17 protein-coding genes are annotated in these 24,569 nt (G+C 43.9%); 10 read left to right on the forward strand and 7 right to left on the reverse strand.

The genetic code is table 11. The features are described 5' to 3' along the window. Positions 1–8: 8 nt before the first annotated feature. Positions 9–1,184 carry an acetyl-CoA C-acyltransferase gene (locus EO131_RS05835; protein ID WP_127019820.1) on the forward strand — a complete coding sequence of 392 codons (1,176 nt, stop codon included), beginning with the start codon at positions 9–11 and terminating at the stop codon, positions 1,182–1,184. 22 nt (positions 1,185–1,206) lie between these two features. Further along, positions 1,207–1,959, forward strand: coding sequence for a C40 family peptidase (locus EO131_RS05840; RefSeq protein ID WP_127019821.1), 753 nt, complete (start codon positions 1,207–1,209; stop codon positions 1,957–1,959). A gap of 50 nt (positions 1,960–2,009) precedes the next feature. Here the strand turns inward: EO131_RS05840 and EO131_RS05845 are convergent, their stop codons facing one another. Next, positions 2,010–3,272, reverse strand: a complete 1,263-nt coding sequence (locus tag EO131_RS05845; protein WP_127019823.1) for a tetratricopeptide repeat protein — start codon at positions 3,270–3,272, stop codon at positions 2,010–2,012. 33 nt (positions 3,273–3,305) lie between these two features. Further along, positions 3,306–5,831, reverse strand: coding sequence for a DNA gyrase subunit A (gyrA, locus tag EO131_RS05850; protein ID WP_127019825.1), 2,526 nt, complete (start codon positions 5,829–5,831; stop codon positions 3,306–3,308). Positions 5,832–6,091: 260 nt separating this feature from the next. Between gyrA and EO131_RS05855 the strand changes: the two genes are divergently transcribed. Both EO131_RS05855 and EO131_RS05860 read left to right on the forward strand, forming a co-directional pair. Next, positions 6,092–8,647, forward strand: coding sequence for an ATP-dependent Clp protease ATP-binding subunit (locus EO131_RS05855; RefSeq protein ID WP_127019827.1), 2,556 nt, complete (start codon positions 6,092–6,094; stop codon positions 8,645–8,647). Between the two features lie 165 nt (positions 8,648–8,812). Continuing rightward, positions 8,813–9,232, forward strand: coding sequence for an STAS/SEC14 domain-containing protein (locus tag EO131_RS05860; RefSeq protein WP_127019829.1), 420 nt, complete (start codon positions 8,813–8,815; stop codon positions 9,230–9,232). Here EO131_RS05860 and EO131_RS05865 read toward each other — a convergent pair. Further along, positions 9,229–10,764 (reverse strand): NAD(P)H-hydrate dehydratase, encoded by a 1,536-nt coding sequence (locus EO131_RS05865; protein ID WP_127019831.1) that lies wholly within the window; start codon positions 10,762–10,764, stop codon positions 9,229–9,231. The two genes, EO131_RS05860 and EO131_RS05865, sit on opposite strands and share 4 nt — an antisense overlap. Positions 10,765–11,022: 258 nt before the next feature. On the opposite strand from EO131_RS05865, the gene thrA reads away from it, so the two are divergent. The 3 genes from thrA to thrC are packed head-to-tail and all read left to right on the forward strand — an operon-like array spanning position 11,023 to position 15,689. Then, positions 11,023–13,467 carry a bifunctional aspartate kinase/homoserine dehydrogenase I gene (thrA, locus tag EO131_RS05870; protein ID WP_127019834.1) on the forward strand — a complete coding sequence of 815 codons (2,445 nt, stop codon included), beginning with the start codon at positions 11,023–11,025 and terminating at the stop codon, positions 13,465–13,467. Positions 13,468–13,469: 2 nt separating this feature from the next. Further along, positions 13,470–14,393 carry a homoserine kinase gene (locus EO131_RS05875; protein WP_127019836.1) on the forward strand — a complete coding sequence of 308 codons (924 nt, stop codon included), beginning with the start codon at positions 13,470–13,472 and terminating at the stop codon, positions 14,391–14,393. A 3-nt stretch (positions 14,394–14,396) separates the two neighbouring features. Then, a complete protein-coding gene (gene thrC / locus EO131_RS05880) occupies positions 14,397–15,689 on the forward strand; it encodes a threonine synthase (RefSeq protein WP_127019838.1) in 1,293 nt (430 codons plus the stop codon). A gap of 2 nt (positions 15,690–15,691) precedes the next feature. Here thrC and EO131_RS05885 read toward each other — a convergent pair whose 3' ends face one another. Continuing rightward, positions 15,692–17,308 carry an aminopeptidase P family protein gene (locus EO131_RS05885; RefSeq protein ID WP_127019840.1) on the reverse strand — a complete coding sequence of 539 codons (1,617 nt, stop codon included), beginning with the start codon at positions 17,306–17,308 and terminating at the stop codon, positions 15,692–15,694. 145 nt (positions 17,309–17,453) lie between these two features. Between EO131_RS05885 and gcvT the strand changes: the two genes are divergently transcribed. From gcvT to EO131_RS05900, 3 genes are all read left to right on the forward strand, one after another. Continuing rightward, a complete protein-coding gene (gene gcvT / locus EO131_RS05890) occupies positions 17,454–18,542 on the forward strand; it encodes a glycine cleavage system aminomethyltransferase GcvT (RefSeq protein ID WP_127019842.1) in 1,089 nt (362 codons plus the stop codon). 7 nt (positions 18,543–18,549) lie between these two features. Beyond that, the gene (locus EO131_RS05895; RefSeq protein WP_127019844.1) at positions 18,550–19,368 is read left to right on the forward strand and encodes a sugar nucleotide-binding protein; all 819 of its coding nucleotides are present in this window, start codon (positions 18,550–18,552) and stop codon (positions 19,366–19,368) included. A gap of 76 nt (positions 19,369–19,444) precedes the next feature. Beyond that, on the forward strand, positions 19,445–20,155 hold the full coding sequence (locus EO131_RS05900) for a YebC/PmpR family DNA-binding transcriptional regulator (RefSeq protein WP_127019845.1): 711 nt from the start codon (positions 19,445–19,447) through the stop codon (positions 20,153–20,155). Between the two features lie 7 nt (positions 20,156–20,162). On the opposite strand, the gene EO131_RS05905 is transcribed toward EO131_RS05900, so the two are convergent. The 3 genes from EO131_RS05905 to EO131_RS05915 form a co-directional block, all read right to left on the reverse strand. Continuing rightward, positions 20,163–22,844: a carboxypeptidase-like regulatory domain-containing protein gene (locus tag EO131_RS05905; RefSeq protein ID WP_127019847.1), complete on the reverse strand. Its 2,682-nt coding sequence runs from the start codon at positions 22,842–22,844 to the stop codon at positions 20,163–20,165. A gap of 87 nt (positions 22,845–22,931) precedes the next feature. Beyond that, entirely contained in the window at positions 22,932–23,468 is a 537-nt protein-coding gene (locus tag EO131_RS05910) for a 1-acyl-sn-glycerol-3-phosphate acyltransferase (RefSeq protein WP_127019849.1), read from the reverse strand. 41 nt (positions 23,469–23,509) lie between these two features. Then, positions 23,510–24,565 carry an iron-containing alcohol dehydrogenase family protein gene (locus EO131_RS05915; protein ID WP_241243800.1) on the reverse strand — a complete coding sequence of 352 codons (1,056 nt, stop codon included), beginning with the start codon at positions 24,563–24,565 and terminating at the stop codon, positions 23,510–23,512. Between the last annotated feature and the right edge of the window lie 4 nt (positions 24,566–24,569).

The raw sequence follows: 24,569 nt of genomic DNA on the forward strand, positions 1-24,569 counted from the left end.
ATGCACATATGAAAAAAGTAGTAATCGTATCGGCTGCCAGAACACCAATAGGTAGTTTTATGGGAGCCCTATCCACCATACCAGCACCAAAATTGGGTGCAGTGGCCATTAAGGGAGCATTGGAAAAAATCAATTTGAAGCCCGAACTTGTAGATGAAGTTTTGATGGGCAATGTTGTACAGGCAGGTACGGGTCAGGCCCCGGCAAGACAAGCGGCCATTTTTGCAGGAATACCCAACACGGTACCCTGTACTACCGTAAACAAGGTATGCGCCTCGGGAATGAAAGCCATTACCCAAGGAGCCCAGAGTATTGCCTTGGGCGAAAATGAGATCGTAGTGGCTGGCGGCATGGAAAACATGAGTCTTATTCCTCATTATGCCTACATGCGAAGTGGAACCAAGTTTGGCCCTACCACTTTGGTGGATGGCATGCAAAAAGACGGTTTGGTAGACGCCTACGACCAAAATGCCATGGGGGTGTGTGCAGATGCATGTGCCACCGAATATGAATTTAGCCGAGAGGATCAAGATAACTTCGCCATCCAATCTTACCAAAGATCGGCCGAGGCGTGGAAAGCAGGAAAATTTGCCAACGAAGTGGTACCTGTTGAAGTGCCCCAGCGTAGAGGAGAACCTATTTTGGTCACCGAGGATGAGGAGTACAAGAATGTTAATATCGATAAAATTCCTGCTCTTAGACCTGCTTTTACCAAAGAAGGCACCGTAACCGCTGCGAATGCATCCACCATTAACGACGGTGCGGCCGCAGTTGTGCTCATGAGCGAGGAAAAAGCCAAGGAAATGGGATTAAAACCCCTAGCGACCATAAAAAGTTATGCCGATGCCGCCCGAGAACCCGAATGGTTTACCATGGCCCCGGCAAAGGCATTGCCCAAAGCTCTTGGTCGGGCCGGTGTTTCTGTGGATGATGTGGATTTCTTTGAAATCAACGAAGCCTTTTCCGTGGTCGGATTGGCCAATATGAAGGCATTGGGATTGGACAACGAAAAGGTGAACGTAAACGGTGGAGCCGTATCGCTTGGACACCCCTTAGGTTGTTCCGGTGCCCGAATCACCATAACACTTTTGAATATTTTGGAACAGAACAATGCCAAATTAGGTGCAGCGGCCATCTGCAATGGTGGTGGTGGAGCGTCGGCCATTGTTTTGGAACGAAATTAGGTATACAATACAGAATCAATAAATGCAGTACGGAATTTGTCCTCTGAGCATAGTCCCTATCAGAACGTTACCGGACGATTGCTCTGAAATGTCTTCACAACTCCTATATGGAGAGCATTTCAAAATATTGGAGCAGAGAAAGAAATGGAGCAAGATCCGTACTGCATACGATGGTTTTGAAGGATGGGTTGCCAATAATCAGATTGTTGTTCTACTTGAAGAGGACTTCCAAGGACTCTGTGATGTTGAAGCCCTCGACTTATCCTCGGATATCATCTCCCACATTTGTACGAGCGAAGGTTTGTTAATGCCCATTCTTTTAGGGTCGTCCATCAATGGTTCTTCGTTGCTGAAACATTCGTTCGAAGGATTGTGCACAAACCATAAAATGGAACGGGAAGGATTGGTGGATATCGCTTTTCTATTTGTAAAGGCTCCTTATTTAAACGGAGGAAGAACACCTTTTGGAATCGATGCTGCAGGATTTGCCCAAATGGTTTATAAAATTGGTGGGTATGCGCTTAAACGTACGGCCGAAGAACAATCCAAACAGGGTGAACCTTTATCCTTTATTGAGGAAAGTGAGCCAGGTGATCTGGCCTTTTTTGACAACAATGAAGGAACCATTGATCATGTGGGCATTATCCTTAAGGACAATTACATTATCCATGTAAACGGGCATGTGCGTATCGACCGATTGGACCATACCGGAATTTTCAACACCGACGAAAAGTTATATACCCATCAACTTCGGGTGATCAAAAAAATAATCTAAACAAAAAAGCCCCGACAATGTCAGGGCCTTTTTTATTGTTTGGCATCGGGTTACTCACCCAACAACTTCTTGATTCTCATAAAGTTTTCCGTGTCACCCAAAGCACCGTAGATGTTCTTCAACTGGGTCAACACACTTTGGTTGCCAGGATTCGATTTCAAGGCTTCTTCCAGCACTTTTGCACCTTCCCTGAATAAATCATCCTTTTTCTCTTTTAACTCATCATATTTAGCGATATCTGCCCTTGATGAGCCCAAAGCATTCATTTCATCAATCAGACCGTTACCTTCATTTACATAAGTGGTAGAAAGGTTCAATAGAGCATTGATGTAACCAGGATCAACTTCCAAAGCTTTGATGTAAGCCGCTCTGGCCTCTTCCAAATTACCCTGCTCCATATTGATTACCCCAATATTGTAAAGCAAGTCTGGATTGTCAGGCGCCATGGAGGAAGCTTCTGCCATCAATTCCTTGAATTTATCCTTATCACCCATAGTGTAATATAGATTGGCTTCTCCCAAAACCAAGTTTACGTCATCTGGGTTTTCGGTACGAGCGTCGGTGTAAGCTGCCAAAGCTTTGTCATTGTCACCCAGTTGTTGATTGATCAACGCAATATTTTTAACAATTTCTGGCTTTTTGGAAGGACTAACTTCTTCCTTTGGATCTTTATGTGTTCCTGCCTTTACATATAACTCTCGAGTTGTTTTGTCCATGGTTTCGGTTTCGCCGGTCTCTATATTAACGGCAGTATAGCTAACAGAACTGCCATCATAATTCAAATCCTTTAACTCATTGTAGTACTTCAAGGCTTTCTCATAATCCTGACCGTTAACGGCACTGCTCGCAGCGTAGTAAAGATAAATCGTATCCATTGGGCTCAATTTATAACCCATGTATAGTTTTTCGGCAGCTTCAGCATATTTCTTATTGTTATTGTCCTCCACGGCCGCATTGATCAAATCGGCGGTCATTTGACCCATTTTTTCCCTAGCAACAGGAGTATACTTTGTTTTTCCACTGGCTTCTTCCACAGCAATAACTTTTCTGTAGGCTTCAACGGCATTCTTAAATTTTGAAGCATCCCCTTTTTGGGCCAAATCATAGTTTGCATTTCCCAAATCAACATAGTACTGTGCCTGAAGTTTTTCATCTGCCGATCCAATGGATGAAGATGCACTTTCAAGAGCTGCAAGTGCAGCTGCCGCATCTCCACTTTTCATAGCCTTTTCGGCAGCTTTGATCTCATCCTTCTGGGCAAAACCCATTGCTGAGATCCCTATAGCTAGTAGTAGTATAACTTTAGTCTTCATGTCAAAAATTTAAATATTTGTGTTTATCGATTATTAATTATTTTCATTGTTTTCATCAATAGCTGTGCCATCTTCTCCTTTGACCTCAATATCCAAGATGTTGGTATCGTCCATTGGGTCGTCTTCCTTCATCACTTTGGCGACCGCTGCAATGGAATCCCCTCCTTTTAAATTGATGAGTCTAACCCCTTGTGTGGCCCGACCCATGACACGGAGGTCTTCCACGCTCATACGGATGGCGATTCCCGATTTGTTGATGATCATCAAATCATCGGTATCGGTAACATTTTTGATGGCGACCAAGCCTCCGGTTTTATCCGTGATGGAAATGGTCTTCACCCCTTTACCGCCCCTATTGGTGATACGGTAATCATCGAGGTTAGATCGTTTTCCATACCCGTTTTCGGAAACAACCAAGATATCATCCTCAAAGTTGTGGACCGATACCATTCCAATGACCTCATCATTGTCATCGGCCAAAGTAATGCCTCGTACACCTGATGCATTCCTGCCCATTGGCCGTGTTTTACTTTCTTCAAAACGAATGGCCTTCCCGGATTTAAGTCCCAAGAAAATTTGGCTTGTACCCGTGGTCAGTTTGGCTTCCAAAAGCTCATCACCATCCCTAACCGTAATGGCATTGATACCATTTTGGCGTGGTCTGGAGTATTGTTCCAATGAGGTTTTCTTCACCACACCTTTTTTGGTGGCCATGATCACATAATGGCTGTTCACGTAATCTTCATCCTTCAGATCTTGGGTACAGATGAAGGCCTTTACCTTATCATCCGTTTCGATATTGATCAAGTTTTGGATGGCCCTTCCTTTGGAAGTCCTGCTTCCTTCCGGAATTTCATACACCCGCATCCAGAAACATTTTCCCTTTTGGGTGAAGAACAACATGTACTGGTGGTTGGTGCCCACGAACAAATGCTCCAAGAAATCCTCGTTTCGGGTAGAGGATGCCTTTTGGCCCACTCCGCCCCTATTTTGGGTCTTGTATTCGGACAATGGCGTCCTTTTGATATATCCGGCATGGGAGATGGTAATCACCACCTGCTCGTCCGGAATCATATCCTCAATGCTAAGGTCTCCTCCCGCATAGTTGATTTCGGAACGTCTTTCATCACCGTATTTTTCCTTTACTTCCTGCAATTCATCCTTGATGATCTGCATTCTGCGCTCCTTTTTTTCAAGAATGTCCTTCAAGTCCTCGATGGTCTTCAACAATTCTTCGTATTCTTCACGAAGTTTGTCTTGTTCCAACCCGGTCAATTGACGTAAGCGCATCTCTACGATGGCCTTGGCCTGAATCTCGGAAAGTTTGAAGCGTTCCATCAAATTGGTACGAGCTTCGTCCACATTGGAAGAACCACGGATAATGGCAATCACTTCATCAATATTGTCCGATGCAATGATCAAACCTTGAAGGATGTGTTCCCTCTCTTGGGCCTTCCTCAGTTCATAGGTAGTTCTACGAACCACCACCTCATGGCGGTGTTCCACAAAGTAGTGGATAATCTCCTTAAGGTTCAACAATTGAGGTCGACCATTGACCAAGGCAATATTGTTGACACTAAAAGAAGATTGCAGCGCCGTGTACTTATAAAGTGTATTCAAAACGATATTCGGGATGGCGTCACGTTTTAAAATGTAAACGATACGCATTCCCTTTCTATCGGATTCATCACGGATGGATGCAATTCCTTCGATTTTCTTTTCGTTGACGAGATCGGCGGTTTTCTTGATCATGTCCGCCTTGTTCACCTGATAAGGGATCTCGGTAACAATGATGCACTCCCTACCCTGTACCTCCTCAAAAGAGGCCTTGGCGCGCATTACGACACGTCCGCGACCGGTATGAAACGCTTCCTTTACACCATCATAGCCATAAATGATACCACCGGTTGGAAAATCGGGTGCCTTGATATGGGTGATCAATTCATCTATTTCAATATCGTGGTTGTCGATATAGGCAATGGTACCATCAACAACCTCCGAAAGGTTATGGGGGGGCATATTGGTGGCCATACCCACTGCAATTCCCGAAGCGCCATTCACCAACAGGTTGGGAATACGCGTGGGCAACACCGTAGGTTCCTGCAATGTATCATCAAAATTGAGTTGATGATCCACGGTTTCCTTATCGATATCCGCCAACATTTCGTCAGCGATCTTCCGCATTCTTGCCTCGGTATATCGCATGGCCGCCGGGCTGTCGCCATCCACGGAACCAAAGTTACCCTGGCCGTCTATAAGCATGTAACGCAAGCTCCACTCTTGGGCCATACGCACCATGGTATCGTAAACAGAGGTATCACCGTGGGGGTGATATTTACCCAAAACCTCCCCAACGATACGGGCAGACTTCTTGTGGGCGCTTGTGGACCTTACACCTAGTTCGTGCATTCCGAATAATACCCTTCGATGCACTGGTTTCAATCCATCACGAACATCTGGCAGGGCACGTGACACAATGACCGACATTGAATAATCAATGTAGGCAGATTTCATCTCATCCTCAATGTTGATAGGAATTAACTTTTCTCCTTCAGCCATGCTAAAATCTTATAGTTTTTTGTGGTTAAAATATCATGGCAATATACAGAAATTAGCAGCCTTTACAGCGCATTGCGCTTACTTTATTAAAAAAATTATCAACAGTAGATCCTTGTCTCTTATTGCATGGTAAAGCAGTGTTAAACCCGTTAAAAAAGTACCATTATTCCGACTTTTAATACATCTTTATCGAATAAGGGTACGGTATTTGACCACTGTAACAATACTTTTATTAATTTTAATTGCTGAAAAAGAAACGTATGGACGACAATTTTTCCCCCAGAGTAAAAGACGTTATAGCATACAGCAAGGAGGAAGCCCTTAGATTAGGGCATGATTTTATTGGCACGGAACACCTTATGCTTGGTCTTTTAAGAGATGGAAATGGCAAGGCCATTAGTATATTGGACGCACTGGATGTGGACTTGGAACACCTGAGAAGAAAGGTGGAGATCCTGAGTCCCGCCAATCCAAATACGGGCACAATGCAGAAAGACAAGAAAAATCTGCATTTGACCCGACAAGCGGAGCGCGCCCTAAAAACAACATTTTTGGAAGCAAAACTTTTCCAAAGTTCTTCCATCAATACCGCACACCTGTTACTGTGCATCCTTCGCAATGAAAACGACCCCACTACCAAGCTTTTGCACAAGTTGAAAGTGGATTATGATAATGTAAAGGAACAGTTCAAATCGATGATCACCAGCGATGATGACTATATCGATTCCCCACAGGCCGAATCCTTCCCAGGCGACTCCGATGACATGGGCGATGCCAAAGAAGGCTCTTTCGGTTCAGGTTCTGCCCAAAAAGGAAACAAAAAATCCAAGACCCCTGTTTTAGACAATTTTGGTCGAGACCTAACGAAATTGGCCGAAGAGAACAAGCTCGATCCCGTAGTGGGACGCGAAAAGGAAATTGAGCGCGTTTCCCAAATTTTGAGCCGAAGAAAAAAGAACAACCCATTGTTGATCGGAGAACCCGGTGTGGGTAAAAGTGCCATTGCCGAAGGTTTGGCGCTGCGCATTATCAATAAAAAGGTATCCCGTATTCTTTACAATAAACGTGTAGTTACCTTAGATCTTGCATCTTTGGTTGCTGGCACCAAATATCGTGGACAGTTTGAGGAACGGATGAAGGCCGTGATGAACGAACTGGAAAAGAACGACGATATTATTCTCTTCATTGACGAGATCCATACCATTGTAGGTGCTGGTGGAGCCACTGGCAGCTTGGATGCTTCCAACATGTTCAAACCGGCATTGGCCCGGGGCGAAATTCAATGTATCGGCGCCACTACTTTGGATGAATACCGTCAATACATCGAAAAAGATGGTGCTTTGGAGCGTCGCTTCCAAAAAGTAATGGTAGAGCCTACTTCCGTAGAGGAAACCATCGAAATTTTGATGAACATTAAAGGGAAGTACGAAGACCACCACAATGTAAACTATACCGATGAGGCCATTTTGGCCTGCGTGAAGTTGACCAACCGATACATGACCGACCGTTTTCTTCCGGACAAGGCCATCGATGCTTTGGACGAAGCCGGTTCAAGGGTGCATATCGTGAACATGGACGTGCCCAAACAAATTTTGGAACTGGAAAGCCAGTTGGAAGATGTCCGTGAGCTTAAGAACAGCGTGGTCAAAAAACAGAAATACGAAGAGGCTGCCAAACTTCGAGACGATGAAAAGCGTTTGGAAAAAGAATTGGCAACCGCCCAGGAACGTTGGGAAGAAGAAAGCAAACTGCACCGGGAAATCGTGACCGAAGACAATGTTGCCGACGTGGTTTCGATGATAAGTGGCATCCCTGTAAACCGTATTGCCCAAACCGAAAGCAATAAATTGGCCGAACTGCCCAACTTGATCAAAGGTTTTGTCATCGGTCAGGATGAAGCAGTCGCCAAAGTGGCCAAGGCCATTCAACGTAATCGGGCCGGTCTTAAGGACCCCAATAAACCCATTGGATCTTTTATCTTTTTGGGACAAACCGGAGTTGGTAAGACCCAATTGGCCAAAATATTGGCCAAGGAACTATTCGATTCCGAAGATGCATTGATCCGTATCGATATGAGCGAGTACATGGAAAAATTCGCGATATCACGTTTGGTTGGTGCACCTCCCGGATACGTGGGCTATGAAGAAGGTGGCCAGTTGACCGAAAAAGTCCGTCGCAAACCCTACTCCGTAATCTTGTTGGACGAGGTGGAAAAAGCCCACCCTGATGTTTTCAACATGTTGTTGCAAGTATTGGACGATGGATTCTTAACGGATAGTTTGGGCCGAAAAATCGATTTTAGAAATACGATCATCATCATGACCTCGAATATCGGTGCACGCCAATTGAAGGATTTTGGTCAAGGTGTAGGTTTTGGGACCGCTGCCAAACAAGCACAGGCCGATACACATCAAAAAAGTGTGATCGAAAATGCCCTCAAAAAGGCTTTTGCCCCGGAGTTCTTGAACCGTATCGATGATGTTATTGTGTTCAATCCATTGGAAAGAGAGGATATTCACAAGATCATCGACATCGAACTGAACAAATTGTACAAACGAATCAAGGAAATCGGATACAATCTTACCCTTTCAGACAAGGCCAAAGATTACATAGCCGAAAAAGGATTCGATAAACAATATGGTGCCAGACCTTTAAAAAGGGCCATCCAAAAATATATTGAGGATACTTTGGCAGAAGAAATCGTGAACTCAAAATTGGAAGAAGGAGACAATATTTTTATGGATCTGGATGAGAAAAAGGATGAACTTACCATCAAGATCAAAAAAACTGAAAAGTCGCCGGAAACAGAGGAGTAAAACAATACAAAAATTTGAAAAGCCCCGTCAGCCATTACTGCCGGGGCTTTTTTTTAGACCCATTTTTACCGTACAAACGATATTTGCGCTTTTAATCTATTATTTTTTCCCCACGACCGGTTTCCAAATATTTTCGTATCCGAGACACTATAACTACACTTGGGAATGAAAATAACTTCTTCTAAGAAGACTATTGTTGTACGCGAGTACCACTTGGATATCGGAACCGTTCAGGTTTATGATAACTACATGGTCTCTTCGTTCAACGAAGGCACTACCATTACATTGGAGCGCGCCTATCAAATTATCGGGATTTCCGAAATTCATTTTAGGGACAAGGATTTTGGCTATATCAGCTTACGCAAAAATTCCTATGCCGTAGACCCGACCATTTACAATTATGTAAGGGGCCTGGAAAACCTTAAGGCTTTTGCAATTGTTTCGAAGAAGGAGATCGATATGCACAACTTCAAAATCGAGAAGTTGTTCTATAAAAAGAACATGGAATTCTTTATTGAATATGACAATGCCGTTGCTTGGGTAAAGAAAAGGTTGAAGAGCTCCAAGGACAAGAACAAGCCCTAAGCATTTTCTTGCTGATCCATTTCGGGTGGTCTCAACAGTTCCAAATACGCATTTCCAATAGTATCGACCAGCGTAGTTGCCCTTAGGGCCTCGTAGCCCATCTTGGAAGCAGCTATATCGCCGGCAAGCCCATGTAGATACACTCCAAAAATTGCTGCGTCCAAGGAGGAATATCCTTGACACATAAGTCCGGTGATCATGCCCGACAACACATCACCACTACCCGCAGTGGCCATACCCGGATTTCCAGTAGTGTTTACATACCCTTTGTTTTCATACACACATATGGTATGTGCCCCCTTGATCACCACCACCACATTGTATTCCTTCGAAAAGGCGAAGGTCTTTTCCAGTTTTTCGAAATCATCTTTCCATGTGCCTATCAGTCGTTCCAATTCCTTGGGGTGAGGGGTCAAAACCGATAGCGGGGGAACATCCTTTAATAATTCAGGTTTGTCCGACAATATATTCAGTCCATCCGCATCGATTACAATGGGCTTTTCCACCGATTTCAAGAATGAGGCAAAAGCTTCCACGGTAATACTATCCTTTCCCACACCCATACCAAAACCGATGGTTGTTGGTTCAAAAGGCAATTTGATATCCGATAGGATTTTTGCGTGTCGATCTGTTATCACCATGACTTCTGGTACTGTGGTCTGTAACACATCATACCCACAAGAAGGAACAAATGCCGTTACAAGTCCAGCTCCAACACGCAAACAAGCATTGCTGGCCAGTTGTACCGCACCAATTTTTCCATGGCTCCCACCAATTACTGAAGCATGTCCATAATGTCCTTTGTGAGAAAATTTGAGCCTTGGCCTATATAGTGGCAAGACCTCCGGGCGACCGATCAATTCAAAATCCGTATTGGTGTTATTCAAATATTCCGGATCAAGACCTATGTCCAAAACTTCCCATTGGTTGACAAAAACCCCTGTTTCCGGCAGAAAAAAAACCAGTTTAGGTGACTGAAAACTCAACACATAGCTGGCCTGTACCACGGCAGACGCGTCCCAAGGAGCAGTGTCCATGGGTAAGCCCGATGGAATATCAATGGCAAGCACAAAGGCCTGCGAAGTATTGATGTGTTGTATCAGTTTGCCCACCCATACATCCGGTGTACGGTTCAATCCGATTCCAAAAATGGCGTCAACCAAAATATCGTTGGGAGAAATTTCAGGCAGTTCACTTTCCTTGTTCAAAAAATCGGGCCAAAGTTTGGTGTTTTTCAACCTTTCCAAATTCAATAGAAAATCCTTGGATCGCTTTTCGCTATAATTCACCACATAAACCGATATGGTGTAGTCATGTTCCTTTAAAAGTCGGGCCAAGACCAATCCATCGCCGCCATTGTTCCCTATACCACAGAACAATTTGATATGGACCTGGGTACCCCTCAATCGGGAATGGATCCACTCAAACACTTTGGTAGCAGCCCTTTCCATAAGTTCATCGCTGGAAATCTGTTGTTTCTGTATTGTGGATTTATCAGCTTCATAGATTTGAGAGGTAGAAAATATCTTCATTCAATAAGAAATTACAACTAATACTAAGGAATTCGTAAAAATCCCGCAAAGGATATGACAAAGTAATCAAATGTACTACTTTTATCATCTCATTTTAGCAGAATGCAATTAAAACAAACGGATAGCAAATTGAATGGGATGAAAGCTTTTTCATCTACCATCACTATTACCACTACAACCCCTTTGGGGTAAGTCTGCTATATATCATCCGTCCGTTTTTTTAATCCATTTACAATTTCAATTGCAATACATTTTCTTATGAAAGTCCTAAAATTTGGTGGCACTTCAGTGGCCCATCCAGAAAACATACATAAAGTTAAATCCATTGTTGCCCAAGCAGACAATGATCAAATTGCGGTGGTCGTGTCCGCTTTTGGAGGCGTTACCGACCTCCTGTTGAACACCTCCAGATTGGCTTCCAGCCAAGATTTGAGCTATAAGGAAGGCCTAAAGGAGATTGAAAATCGTCACCTTTCTTCCGTTAAATCCCTTATTCCTGTGCAATCCCAAAGTGCGGTGCTGAGCCAAGTTAAAAGCGAACTGAACACTTTGGAGACCTTGTTGGAAGGTTCTTATTTGATAGGTGAAATCACCCCAAAACTTTCGGATAAAATTGTGAGCTATGGAGAACTATTGTCCTCCTTTATCATCAGTGAATTTTTCAAGGCTGAGGGATTGGATGCCAGCTTCAAGGACAGTCGGGAGCTAATTAAAACCGACAGTAATTTTGAGAAGGCCAATGTAGATTTTCAACTGACCAACACCAATTGCCAAGCATACTTTTCGTCAAATGCCAAACGCATAACTGTTCTACCCGGATTTGTAGCTTCAAGTAAATCGGGTGATTCCACTACACTGGGTCGGGGTGGTTCCGATTATACGGCAGCCATTCTCGCCGCAGCCATGGAGGTTGAACTATTGGAAATATGGACCGATGTGAGCGGTATGTACACAGCCAATCCAAAACTGGTGAAACAGGCCAAGTGTGTTGCCAATATCAGCTACGAGGAAGCCATGGAATTGTCCCATTTTGGGGCCAAGGTCCTATATCCACCTACCATTCAACCGGTACTGGGCAAAGAAATTCCCATCGCCATAAAAAACACCTTCGAGCCGGATAGTCCGGGTACGTTGATCGCAAAGAACAACAACGGCAATGGAAAAACGGTCCGCGGTATCAGCCATGTGGGCAATATCAGCCTTTTATCCCTTGAGGGGCCAGGCATGGTGGGGATACCCGGCATTTCAAAACGTTTTTTCGAAACCCTTTCGCTAAAGAACATCAGCATTGTACTGATTACCCAAGCATCCTCGGAGCACTCCATTTGTGTCGGTATTTCAGATCATGATGTTGATCTTGCAACGGAGGCGGTGAACGAAACTTTTGAATACGAGATCGCCAGCAAAAAAATAAAGCCGGTGATGGTGGAAAAGGACCTGACCATTGTGGCGTTGGTGGGCGATAACATGAAAAGCCACCAAGGTTTGAGCGGAAAAATGTTCAGTACCTTGGGCAAGAACAATGTGAACATCAGGGCTATTGCTCAGGGCGCTTCCGAACGGAATATTTCGGCCGTAATCAAAAAAGACGATGTCAAAAAAGCATTGAACAGTCTCCATGAGGCCTTTTTTGAGGAAAACATCAAACAGCTCAACCTTTTTGTAATGGGAGTGGGCAATGTGGGCGCCAAGTTCCTGGATCAGATCCGTCAGCAAAAAAAATACTTGAAGGAAGAACTGAAACTCAACATTAGGGTTATTGGCATCAGCAACTCAAGAACCATGGCCTTTGATGAAAATGGCATAGCCCTAAAAGATTGGGAATCGGATTTGGCCAATGGCGAACCTGCAAATAGAGAGGCATTCTTTCAAAAAGTAAAGTCCCTCAACTACCGTAACAGTGTGTTTGTTGACAATACGGCCAGTGCCGAGGTATCCAACACCTATGCGGATTACCTAAAAAACAGTATTTCGGTGGTCACTTGCAACAAGATTGCCTGCTCTTCAGATTTTGATTACTATAAAAACTTGAAACATTTGGCCAAGCAATACAATGCACCATTCCTTTTTGAAACCAATGTGGGAGCAGGGTTGCCCATTATCGACACTTTAAAACACTTGATCGCATCCGGAGACAAGGTGAAGAAAATACAGGCCGTTCTATCTGGTAGCCTCAATTTTGTATTCAATACATTCAACGATTCGGTGACCTTTCATGATGTGGTGAAACAGGCACAGGAACAAGGCTATACCGAACCAGACCCGACCATCGACCTCAGCGGCGTGGACGTGATGCGGAAAATCCTCATTTTGGCTCGGGAAAGTGGTCATCAACTGAATATCCAGGATATTGCGAACGAATCTTTCCTTCCCAAAGAAAGTCTGGAAACCAATTCCAATGAAGAATTCTTTGCATCCCTTAAAAAATATGAGGCTGACTTTCAGCAACTGTACAATGAGGCAGCAGCATCCGATTGTAAATTAAAATATGTAGCCCAGTTTGAAAATGGGAAAGCCAAGGTCGGGCTACAAAAAATTCCGAAAGGACACGACTTTTACAATTTGGAGGGCAGCGACAACATTGTACTGTTTTTTACAGAACGTTACCCCAACCAACCCTTGATCATAAAAGGTGCAGGAGCTGGCGCAGATGTTACTGCTTCGGGTATATTTGCAGATATCATTCGAATCGGAAATTTTTGACCATGGAAGAAATCAAGGTATTTTGTCCAGGCACCATTGCCAATGTATCCTGCGGATTCGATGTCCTAGGTTTGGCCTTGGATGCCGTAGGCGATGAAATGACAGTTCGGAAAACTTCGGAAAAAGGAATTCGCATTATAAAAATCCGAGGCCAGGAACTGCCCCTGCAAACCGAAAAAAATGTTGCGGGTGTGGCTGGGTTGGCATTGTTGACCGCCAGTAACTATGAAGGTGGATTCGAAATCGAAATCGACAAACGTATAAAACCCGGTAGTGGCATTGGCAGCAGTGCAGCCAGTTCTGCCGGGGCCGTTTGGGCCATGAACGAATTGTTGGGCAAACCTTTTTCCCAGTTGGAATTGGTCCAATTTGCCATACAAGGTGAAAAATTGGCCAGTGAAGTAGCTCATGCCGATAATGTGGCGCCCGCCATTTTTGGTGGATTTACCTTGGTGCGAAGCTATCAACCCCTCGATATTGTGCCGATTCCAACACCGGACGACCTTTATGCCACGGTAATACATCCCCAAATAGAGATCAAAACCTCGGATTCCAGAAAAATATTGCGGACCACCATTTCCATGGAACAAGGCATACAACAATGGGGCAATCTGGGTGGTTTGATCGCTGGCCTTTTTCGCAGTGATTATGAATTGATCGGCCGCTCTCTGGAAGACCATATTGTAGAGCCCATCCGCTCCATTTTGATTCCTGGTTTTGACGCAGTAAAGGCCAATGCCTTAAAGGCTGGAGCCCTTGGTGGCGGCATATCGGGTTCAGGACCCTCCATATTTGCATTGAGCAAAGGCCGGGAAACGGCGGAGAACGTTGCCCAATCCATGCAAAAGACCTATGAGACCGTGGGTATCCCATTCGATATCCATATTTCAAAAATTAATGCCCAAGGGGTAAAACAAATTTCCTAGACCATGCAATTTTATAGTCTTAACGATCCCGATCATCGAACCTCTTTTAAAAATGCAGTGGTATCTGGCATTGCACCGGACAAGGGACTGTATTTCCCAGAACGCATCACACCACTTGAACCTGATTTTTTTGAAAACATTGAAGCGTTGTCAAACCATGAGATTGCCTTTCGGGCCATACACCAGTTTGTTCATGAGGATATTCCCGATCACATTTTGAAGGAAATCATCGCCAACACCCTTGATTTTGATTTCCCAGTGTTTGATTTGGAGGAAAATGTGGCCACTTTGGAACTTTTCCACGGACCCACTATGGCCTTCAAGGATGTGGGTGCGCGTTTTATGGCCAATTGTTTGGGTTATTTTTCGCAGGGTGAAAAACAGGAAGTTACTGTTTTGGTAGCTACTTCTGGCGATACCGGTGGTGCCGTGGCCAACGGTTTTTTAGGGGTTGAAGGAGTTCATGTAGTCATCCTATACCCCAGCGGTAAGGTTAGTGACATTCAGGAAAAACAATTGACCACGTTGGGGCAAAACATTGAGGCCATGGAAGTGGATGGCACCTTTGACGACTGCCAACGTATGGTAAAAACGGCCTTTTTGGACCAAGAAATCACACAACACAGAAAACTGACCTCGGCCAATAGCATCAATGTGGCACGGTGGCTGCCCCAATTGTTCTACTTCCTTTTTGCCTACAAACAGGCCAAATCCAAAGGAAAAGACATCGTATTTTCTGTTCCTTCTGGAAATTTTGGAAATATCTGTGCAGGTATGGTGGCCCAAAAGCTGGGCATGCCCGTAAAACATTTTGTGGCCTCCACCAATGTAAATGATGTAGTGCCAAAATATATGGAGCAAGGCGTTTACGAACCCATGCCATCCGTTGCCACCATTTCCAATGCCATGGATGTGGGCGATCCCAGTAATTTTGTGCGTATCCGACACTTATACCAAGATGATCTGGATGCCCTCCGTGAAAACTTATCATCTTATTCGTTCACGGATAGCATGACCCGAAATGCAATGAAAGAAGTGTATTCCAACTCTGGCTATGTTATGGACCCGCATGGTGCTGTAGGCTATTTGGGCCTAAAGGCGTATCAAAAAAGCCATCCCGATACCTTTGGTATATTTCTGGAAACTGCACATCCTGTAAAGTTTCTAAATGTTGTGGAAGAAACACTTGACGTGCAATTGGAAATTCCTTCACAAATACAAAAAATAATGGGCAAGGAAAAAAAGTCCATGCCCATTCGTTCTTATGCTGAATTGAAAACTTTTTTACTGCAGTAGCATCAATCCAATTTTGGCAATTTAAAATTATCCAATGGACTGGGCTGTTTCATCATGGCCTCAATGGCTTCGGTGGTCCTTGGTGCCAAACCGGATAAATTGATGGGACCATCCTCGGTAATTAAAATATCATCCTCGATACGAACGGCTATACCCCACCATTTTTTGTCACAGTCACTTCCTTCGGGGATGTAGATGCCAGGCTCAACTGTGATCACGGTATTGGCCTTGAACGGCCCATAGGTGCCGGCATCATGTACATCCAACCCCAAATAATGGGAAGTTCCGTGCGGAAAGTAAATGCGGGTATCTTTTTCTTCCTTGATGATGCCCAATTTTAGCAATCCTTCCGCCACTACCTGATAAGCTGCCCTGCCAGGTGCCTGAAATGGCGCACCCACCACACTGGCCTTGATGCCGGCCTCCTGAGCATTATAGACAATATCGTAAATGGCTTTTTGCTCTGGCGTGAATTTTCCGTTGGCAGGGATGGTTCGGGTCACATCGGCCGTATAGCCATGGTATTCGGCCCCTAGGTCCATCAGCACCAAATCTTCCCCTATCTGGGTTTTGTTGTTTTCAATATAATGGAGGATACAACCATTGTTTCCCCCGCCTACAATCGATGGATAGCCTTCATACTCGGCCCCATATTTTTTGTACACGTACTCATGTACCCCTTGGATCTCGGTTTCGGACATGTTGGGATGCATGGCCTTCATCACCTCAATTTGGCCCACTGCAGAAATTTCGATGGCCTTTTTCAGCAATTTCATTTCCTCGGGGGTCTTGGTTTCACGTAATTTGGCCATGGCCATCGGCAATACCTTGGAATCCAAATTATTCTCACGTTGAATCAACAACACCTTGTTCTTGATCTCCTTTCGTAAATCATCATTGGGTGCGTTCACAAAATCGTTGAGAAATTCATCTTCCTTCAAATCCTCATAACGGTTCAAATAGCGTTCCACCGTCTTTACCACTTCTTCCATTTTGGAGGCATCCGCTTCCGAGATAATACTGTAAACCTCATTACGAATGGGATTGTAATCTGAAGGATAGTTGGCCTTTTCCTTGAACGTTTTGATCAAATCAAACAAATCGGCCTTCCCATTTTTATCGCGATAATCGTTTTGGAAATCAACGAAAGAAACAATATCAAATTTGGCGAAGTCCAATGGAAAATTTTCGAATTCGCTTCCATTGAACACCATATCAAATCCCAATTTTTCCTTTACCCCTTCCACCCCAAGTCTTTTTCCGGTCCACTGTTCGGCCCTGGCATTACGTTCCTGGACATAGATGATTTCATTAAACTTGTTCCCAGAGGCATCGGTCTGTGTTTCTGAGAATATAACCAGCACTGCATTGGGCTCTTTATAGCCTGTCAAATAATAAAAATTGGGATCTTGGTGATATACATAATCCACATCGTTGGCACGATTGCGTTCTGCATTGGCAAATAATACGACCGCTGTGTTCGGGGGCAACAACTTTCGAACGGCTTCCCTTCGCTCCTTATGGAAATCGGAGGCCAGATAATCGGTTGGTGTATTTTGTGCCGAAACCAAAAAGCCAAGCAACAACGCGGCAACAATGCTAAAAGAGTATTTTTCCATGTAAAAAAGTATTTGGGTCAAAATACAAATTTTCAAACGAAGGACGTGTTAAAAAGGGAATTCCATTTTATGGAAATCATAGGAACCCAAAACACCAAAATCCTTAATTAATTCTATAAATTTGCCATGCTTAAAAATGGAAGTAATGAAAAATACAGCGCTTTTTGAAACCCATAAGGCATTGGGTGCAAAAATGGTCCCCTTTGCGGGCTACAACATGCCCGTATCCTATGAAGGGGTAAATGTGGAACACGAGACAGTTCGAAACGGTGTGGGCGTATTCGATGTTTCGCACATGGGCGAATTTTTGATCGAAGGACCAAAAGCCTTGGAGTTGATTCAAAAAGTGACTTCAAACGATGCTTCAAAACTTTCAGTGGGCAAGGCCCAGTACAGTTGCTTGCCAAATGAAACCGGAGGTATTGTGGACGACCTTATTGTATATCAGATCAAAGAGGAAACCTACCTTTTGGTGGTTAACGCCTCAAACATTGAAAAAGACTGGAACCATATTTCCAAATACAATGAAGCCATTGGGGCCGACATGCGGAATTTGTCCGACGATTATTCGCTTTTGGCCATCCAAGGTCCAAAAGCCGTGGAAGCCATGCAATCGTTGACCAGTGTAGATTTATCGGCCATCAAGTTCTACAATTTTGTGGTGGGCGATTTTGCCGGAATCGATCACGTGATCATTTCCGCAACAGGCTACACCGGATCGGGCGGATTTGAAATCTATTGCAAAAATTCGGAAGTACAACAAGTGTGGGACAAGGTTTTGGAGGCAGGTGCCGATTTTGGCATTAAACCGATCGGGCTTGCTGCACGCGACACACTCCGTTTGGAAATGGGGTATTGTCTTTACGGTAACGATATTGATGATACCACCTCGCCCTTGGAGGCCGGATTGGGCTGGATCACCAAATTCACTAAAGATTTTGTGAACAGTGAGGCATTGGCCAAAGAAAAGGAAGCGGGTCCAAAACGAAAATTGATCGCTTTTGAAATGGAGGAGCGCGGTATTCCCCGTCATGGGTATCCTATATTGGATGCGGCTGGCAACGAAATTGGAAAAGTGACTTCGGGCACCATGTCCCCTTCCCTTTCCAAAGGAATAGGATTGGGTTATGTTCCAACCGACCATGCTGCACTCGATACTACCATTTACATCCAAATCCGAATCAACAAAGTACCGGCAACGGTCGTAAAATTACCGTTCTACAAAAATTCCTGAGCAGCCTTTGAATAAAAAGAAGATATTGATATTGGGAGCGAGTGGGTTTGTGGGCAATGCCATTTACAAAGAGCTCTGCTCCTATTTTGATACCTACGGCACGTATTTTTCGAATCGCTCCTTTGCCTCCAATCAACAATACTTCAGATACGATGTGGAAGAGGATGACATCTTTCAACTCTTAGAAAGGATTCGGCCCGATATCATTATTTCGGCATTGCGAGGTAATTTTCCGGCGCAAATACAAGCGCACCATCACATTATGGAATATTTGGTGACCTCAAAAGCGCGGTTGTATTTCATTTCATCGGCCAACGTATTTGATGCTTACAGCAAGTTCCCCTCCTATGAATTTGACAAGACACTTTCGGAGAGTGTATATGGTCGTCTCAAAATAAAGATCGAGAACATGATGATGCGGATGCCCAAGGAAAAATGGGCCATTCTTCGGGTTCCGATGGTCTTTGGAAACACTTCGCCCCGTATTCGGGAAATTAAGGCCAATCTGGAAAACAAGGAACCCATTGAGGTTTTCCCCAACCTGATCATCAATGTTACGAACGACGACCGACTAACACAGCAATTGCATTACCTCATCAATAGGAACAAAACGGGCATTTATCATTTGGGCAGTGAGGACCTCATCCAACATGAAGAGTTCATCAAGGAGGTGATCCAGCGCATGGGCAATTACCATCCAATCTTTAAACGGGTATACACCACCAACGAGGACCGATATTTGGCTGCATTACCCAAGGAAAATAAACTTCCGAAAAACTTGCGGATCAGTTATCAAGAAATCATCGATCATCACATTCCAGTTTAACACCCAGCTTTAATTTTGGTCTTGACAAGGGTGCTTTTTTTGTTAAATTTGCCCTCGTCCATAACAGAAGAATACGATGGGAAGAGCGTTTGAATTTAGGAAAGCACGAAAAATGAAGCGTTGGGCCGCCATGTCCAAAGCTTTTACAAGAATTGGAAAAGATATTGTAATGGCCGTGAAGGAAGGTGGTCCCGATCCGGATACCAATGCAAAATTGCGCGCCGTTATTCAGAACGCCAAGTCGGTGAACATGCCCAAGGACAATATTGAACGGGCCATTAAAAGGGCATCGGACAAAAACCAAGGCGATTATAAAGAAGTGCTTTTTGAAGGTTATGCACCCCACGGCATCGCCATTTTGATTGAAACTGCTACCGACAACAATACCCGCACCGTGGCCAATATCCGAAGCTATTTCAATAAGTGCAACGGGAGTTTGGGCACCTCGGGTTCCGTGGAATTCATGTTCGACCATACCTGTAACTTTACCATAAACGGGGAAGGTATAGACCCAGAGGAACTGGAACTCGAAATGATCGACTTTGGCGCCGAAGAAGTGTTCCTTGACGAGGATGGCATCCATATTTATGCCCCGTTCGAAAATTTTGGCGCCATTCAAAAAGAGCTGGAATCCCGTGGTATTGAAATCATCTCTTCCGGTTTTGAACGTATTCCACAAGTAACCAAGGAGCTTTCCGAGGAAGAAATGGCTGATGTGGAGAAGCTATTGGAGAAAATCGAGGAGGATGATGACGTACAGAACGTTTATCATACCATGCAGGAATAGAAATCAATTACTGCACCTCGGAAGCCGATACCTTAAATAGTTCATGGTTCACATCCTTTAGACCCAATCTGAACAATTGTACTTCTTGGGTTTCTGTTGGCAACCCAAAATCAAAAAAGATGGTGGCCTTTATGTATGTCGGGGTCAAATCTTTATTGCCCCTATATTTTACATTGACCAGCCAAGGTTTGAACATCGCATCCTCCCTTAAAATTTCAAACTGTTTGGATCCCAAATAAGCAATGTTTTGCCCTAAGTTGGATTCTTCCCAATTATCCCATGTAAAAAATCTTTGGTCTTTATCCACAAACTGAAGCACAAAGTTTGCGGAAGGGTCGTTCCATTCAAAAACGATCCGGATTTTCCGATCAACATTCTTCTCGGCATTAACATCCAAGGGCATTTCCAATTGAAGTTCATCCCCATGTTGCTTCAAAAGATTATCAAAATCCGTTGCGATAACTTCATGGGTAACATTGGTGTCAGGAGTCAAGAAATTTTTCTCCAACAAATACATATAGCGTGAATAGATACCTGCTGCTTTTGCATATTCCTTGTTATCCAGATAAGAGCGGGCCAAACTCATATACGATTGGGAAGCATTCGGATACTCCTTATAGTTTTGTTTGTGCAACGGAACTGCTTTTTGCATTTTTCCATTTCTTTCAAAAACATAGGCAAGGGCCCTTCTTAATTTGGCCTCACTCTCCAATACGGCATTGCCATCCTCCAATATTTTTAAGGTTATCCCTTCATCCTTCCAATTCTTCATAAAATAATCCAGCGCATCCAAATAGAAATACGGAAAAGTGCCGTACATTTTTTTGTATTCCCCGTAAATTTTGACAGCAGTATCGAATGATGGGGCACTGTTCAAATCCGACAAGTAGCCCGGTAGACTTTTGTCATATTCTGATTTGGTTAGGGCATCACTTTTATAGGCATTGTCTGTTCGCACCAAGGGATCTTGTTGCAATGTTCCTGCCCTCGGAGAGAAATTGGAGTTTCTTGTATTGATGATGAAAAGCCCACCGGCGGCAATACTTCCATATTTTCTTACAGCCGCCATACCCGGGAGTTTAGCAATTCTCTGAATATCTGCCACGTTGATCATATCCGGAATTTGGGTAAAGATTTGCCCATCCACTTCATAGATGGCAGGCTGCTCGTTAAGAATGGATGTCCTTCCCCTTAAGTAGATAACCGATTGGGCACCGCTGATGTAATTGTCATCTACGACTTGGACTCCGGAGAAACTCTGTTGCAATAAAAGTTTTAGATTTACTGCAGTAGCGGTTCTATCACTAAAATCCACAACCTGCATATTCACGCCGGCTGTTTCCTTGTCCAACGTTCCAAAAGCTGATTTCATTAATCCTTTATCGATATTGTAATCCTCAAATTTTTGTTTTTCGGTTCGTTTTAATCTTTTGTTGGCCGTCACTACCACATTTTCCAATTGATTGGCTTTTGGCAAAAGGGAAATGTTAAGTATGGTAGTGGATTCCTCCACTTCCTTTGTCTCAGGTTCCATCCCCAAAAAGGAATAATTGATCTTATCCCCAACTTTGGCCATGATAACATATCTTCCGTAAGCATCGGTGATGGTACTTTTTCCCATTCCGGCAACTTGAACTGCCACATTGGATACGGGCTCACCTTCATGAAAAACAAACCCTGTAATTTCCTTAAAAACCGAAGCGTTGACCTTGGTCAAATGCTCCAACGGATTTGTATTGTCGATACTATGGTCCAAAGCAGCCAATGTTTTTTCCTTGCGCAAGGTCGATACATCATCCACTTGCAATAATACACTGGTCTCCACCGAAAAGGTCATCGCATCACCCCTAAAACGCTCCCATTCGCCTTGACTGGCATATCTACGATAAGACGTACCAGGTGTGCTGGTTGCTGCCAAAACCAAACCTATTTCACCTCCGCCATAAACTTTCAACAATTCCAGACCAATCATAAAATCATCTTGGACAAAAATCCCATGACTGCGAAGATCAACCACTTCCTCCCCTTCCTTAACTTTGATTGTGTGAAATATGTTTGACCTGTTCAATTTTTTTTCGGGCACCATAGAGTTGCCTTCGTACACATTTACCCGCATCAAAAGACTATCTGAAGTGTTTCCTTTTACAAGGAAGTGAAATTGGTTGAGTGTCCTAGGTTGTTTGTTCACTTTAATCTTGGTGACCAACTCACCTCCCAGCGAACCATTTCCCTTCCAATACCCCAATTTTAAGTTACTATCATATAAATAACCAACGCGTTCCAACTTTGAGCTTCTTTCACTGGATACCACTACTTCATTTAAAACGGTGATATCGGGTTGCAGGTAAATCTTGGTAAAGCCAGACCCCGTTAATTTGGCCAAATCGAACTTTTTGGTGGAATAACCGATGGATGAGATTTGCACAATGGCATCTGAAGGGATGTTCTTTTCAAATATTAAATGAAAATTTCCATTCTCGTTGCTCACGGTGCCGATACTCTCGGCTAAAATTCCAATATTCACAAAAGGGATGGGCAATCCCGTGGTTTCATCCAACACTGTTCCCCTGATCTCTTGTTCGACCTGCGAGTATGCAAACTGAAAAAAAACAAAAACAAAAAAAAGGCCGATGTTGTGCAATAGTCGTGAACCGTGTTTCCGTGAAACCACAGTATTGGTAGCTATCATAGAATGGTCTTAAGGTGTTTCTTACAAGATACCATTTTTGTCCAGAAGACGGACAAAAAATGCAATTAACCCATTAAAATTTAGAGTTTAAAAACTGTATTCTGGAATCTTTCCCTTTACTCCTTTAAAAAACGTATGGATTTTTAGAAAATCGGCTTCCTGTTCGGTTGGTAGGAAGGGATCGGCGATTTTCACTTGCTTATTGCCAAAATCAAAGGCAACCATAACAATGGGTACGTTTGCTTTTTGTGCAATATGATAAAAGCCAGTTCGCAGTTTATCCACTTTTTTTCGTGTTCCCTCTGGTGCCAAGGCAAATCGAAACACCTTTCTTTCCTTAAAGATTTGAACAACACTGTCCACCGTATTGGAATTTTTGGAACGATCCACCGGGGCACCGCCTGTCCACCTGAAAAACCATCCAAACGGTGGTTTGAACAAGCTTTTCTTGCCAATGTAATTGATTTCAAGGTTCATTACCTTTCGCACCAACAAACCCAAGAAAAAATCCCACCAATGGGTATGTGGAACCACGATAATGACACATTTATCCAAATCCGGAAAATGGCCCACCAGTTTCCAGCCCAAAACCTTGAAGTATAAAAATTTGGCCAGTCGGTGCATATTCGCGTTTTTAATCTACTGTTTCAGTTGGGAACAATGACCTATATTTTTTGGAACATGGCTTGCAGCCGTTCAGGGGTAATGGTCTTTTTCCAATCGGGCCCCAGAGCATTTTCCCACAGTGCTTCAAGCCCCAAGGAAACATTGACCATGATATCGAAATCGTCTTGTGTTAAATTGGCACAGATTCCCTTGGGCAATTCGATACCATGTTTGGCCATCATCTGATTAAACTGTGCTACCCCTTCCGGATAAAATTCTTCCAAATGCTGGAACACCAAACAGTTTCCAATGCCATGTTTTACCCCTAGCAGGTAGGAAAGACCGTAACTCATGGCATGGGCAATCCCCACTTGCGAATAGGCAATGCTCATGCCACCGTGCCAAGAGGCCATCATCAATTTTTCCCTTGATTCTTCCTCAGGGATATCGCCCAAAAACACTTCGAGACATAGTTCCATGGCCTTCTCCCCATAACTTTGGCTAAAGGCATTCAAATATGTACCGGTCAGAGATTCCACGCAATGGATAAAACAATCCATTCCGGTGTAGAACCATTGTTCCTTGGGTACGGTTTTGGTAAAATCCGGATCTAACAACACTTGATCATAGGTAGTGTAATCGGAGTTAATGCCCAGTTTTTTATCTGGACCCAACAACACTGTTGTTCGGGACACTTCTGCCCCTGTTCCACTTATGGTTGGGATACCGAGATGGTACAAAGCGGGTCTAGTGACCAAATCCCATCCTTGGTAATCTTTGGCCACTCCATGGTTGTTCAACATAATGGAAACGGCCTTGGCCAAATCGAGCAGGGTTCCACCACCAATACCTATTATTCCAGAGGGTAATTCGTCATATTTTTCCTTGATTCGTGCCACCAAAGCATCCACTTGCGCTGTCTTGGGCTCCTCATCGGCTGAAATAAAAATGACCTCATCGTTGAACATCAAGGGCAGTTGCTTTGCGAACCCCTTGTTTTCAAAAAAATCGTCCACCAAAAATATGAACGGTGCCTCTGAACTCTTCCGAACGGGCAATAGAATATCTCCCAATTGCGAAAAGCATCCCGAACCAAAAATTACACGGGGTACCATTGGA

The organism is Flagellimonas beolgyonensis (genome assembly GCF_003992615.1).
In the GTDB taxonomy this organism is placed as follows: domain Bacteria; phylum Bacteroidota; class Bacteroidia; order Flavobacteriales; family Flavobacteriaceae; genus Flagellimonas; species Flagellimonas beolgyonensis.

Coding starts and splice junctions, on each gene's coding strand:
- EO131_RS05885 (WP_127019840.1), bottom strand. CDS start 17,308: ATGGAAAAATACTCTTTTAGCATTGTTGCCGCGTTGTTGCTTGGCTTT.
- EO131_RS05840 (WP_127019821.1), top strand. CDS start 1,207: ATGCAGTACGGAATTTGTCCTCTGAGCATAGTCCCTATCAGAACGTTA.
- EO131_RS05900 (WP_127019845.1), top strand. CDS start 19,445: ATGGGAAGAGCGTTTGAATTTAGGAAAGCACGAAAAATGAAGCGTTGG.
- EO131_RS05865 (WP_127019831.1), bottom strand. CDS start 10,764: ATGAAGATATTTTCTACCTCTCAAATCTATGAAGCTGATAAATCCACA.
- thrA (WP_127019834.1), top strand. CDS start 11,023: ATGAAAGTCCTAAAATTTGGTGGCACTTCAGTGGCCCATCCAGAAAAC.
- EO131_RS05855 (WP_127019827.1), top strand. CDS start 6,092: ATGGACGACAATTTTTCCCCCAGAGTAAAAGACGTTATAGCATACAGC.
- EO131_RS05835 (WP_127019820.1), top strand. CDS start 9: ATGAAAAAAGTAGTAATCGTATCGGCTGCCAGAACACCAATAGGTAGT.
- EO131_RS05845 (WP_127019823.1), bottom strand. CDS start 3,272: ATGAAGACTAAAGTTATACTACTACTAGCTATAGGGATCTCAGCAATG.
- EO131_RS05910 (WP_127019849.1), bottom strand. CDS start 23,468: ATGCACCGACTGGCCAAATTTTTATACTTCAAGGTTTTGGGCTGGAAA.
- gyrA (WP_127019825.1), bottom strand. CDS start 5,831: ATGGCTGAAGGAGAAAAGTTAATTCCTATCAACATTGAGGATGAGATG.
- EO131_RS05860 (WP_127019829.1), top strand. CDS start 8,813: ATGAAAATAACTTCTTCTAAGAAGACTATTGTTGTACGCGAGTACCAC.
- EO131_RS05915 (WP_241243800.1), bottom strand. CDS start 24,565: ATGGTACCCCGTGTAATTTTTGGTTCGGGATGCTTTTCGCAATTGGGA.
- EO131_RS05905 (WP_127019847.1), bottom strand. CDS start 22,844: ATGATAGCTACCAATACTGTGGTTTCACGGAAACACGGTTCACGACTA.
- EO131_RS05875 (WP_127019836.1), top strand. CDS start 13,470: ATGGAAGAAATCAAGGTATTTTGTCCAGGCACCATTGCCAATGTATCC.
- gcvT (WP_127019842.1), top strand. CDS start 17,454: ATGAAAAATACAGCGCTTTTTGAAACCCATAAGGCATTGGGTGCAAAA.
- thrC (WP_127019838.1), top strand. CDS start 14,397: ATGCAATTTTATAGTCTTAACGATCCCGATCATCGAACCTCTTTTAAA.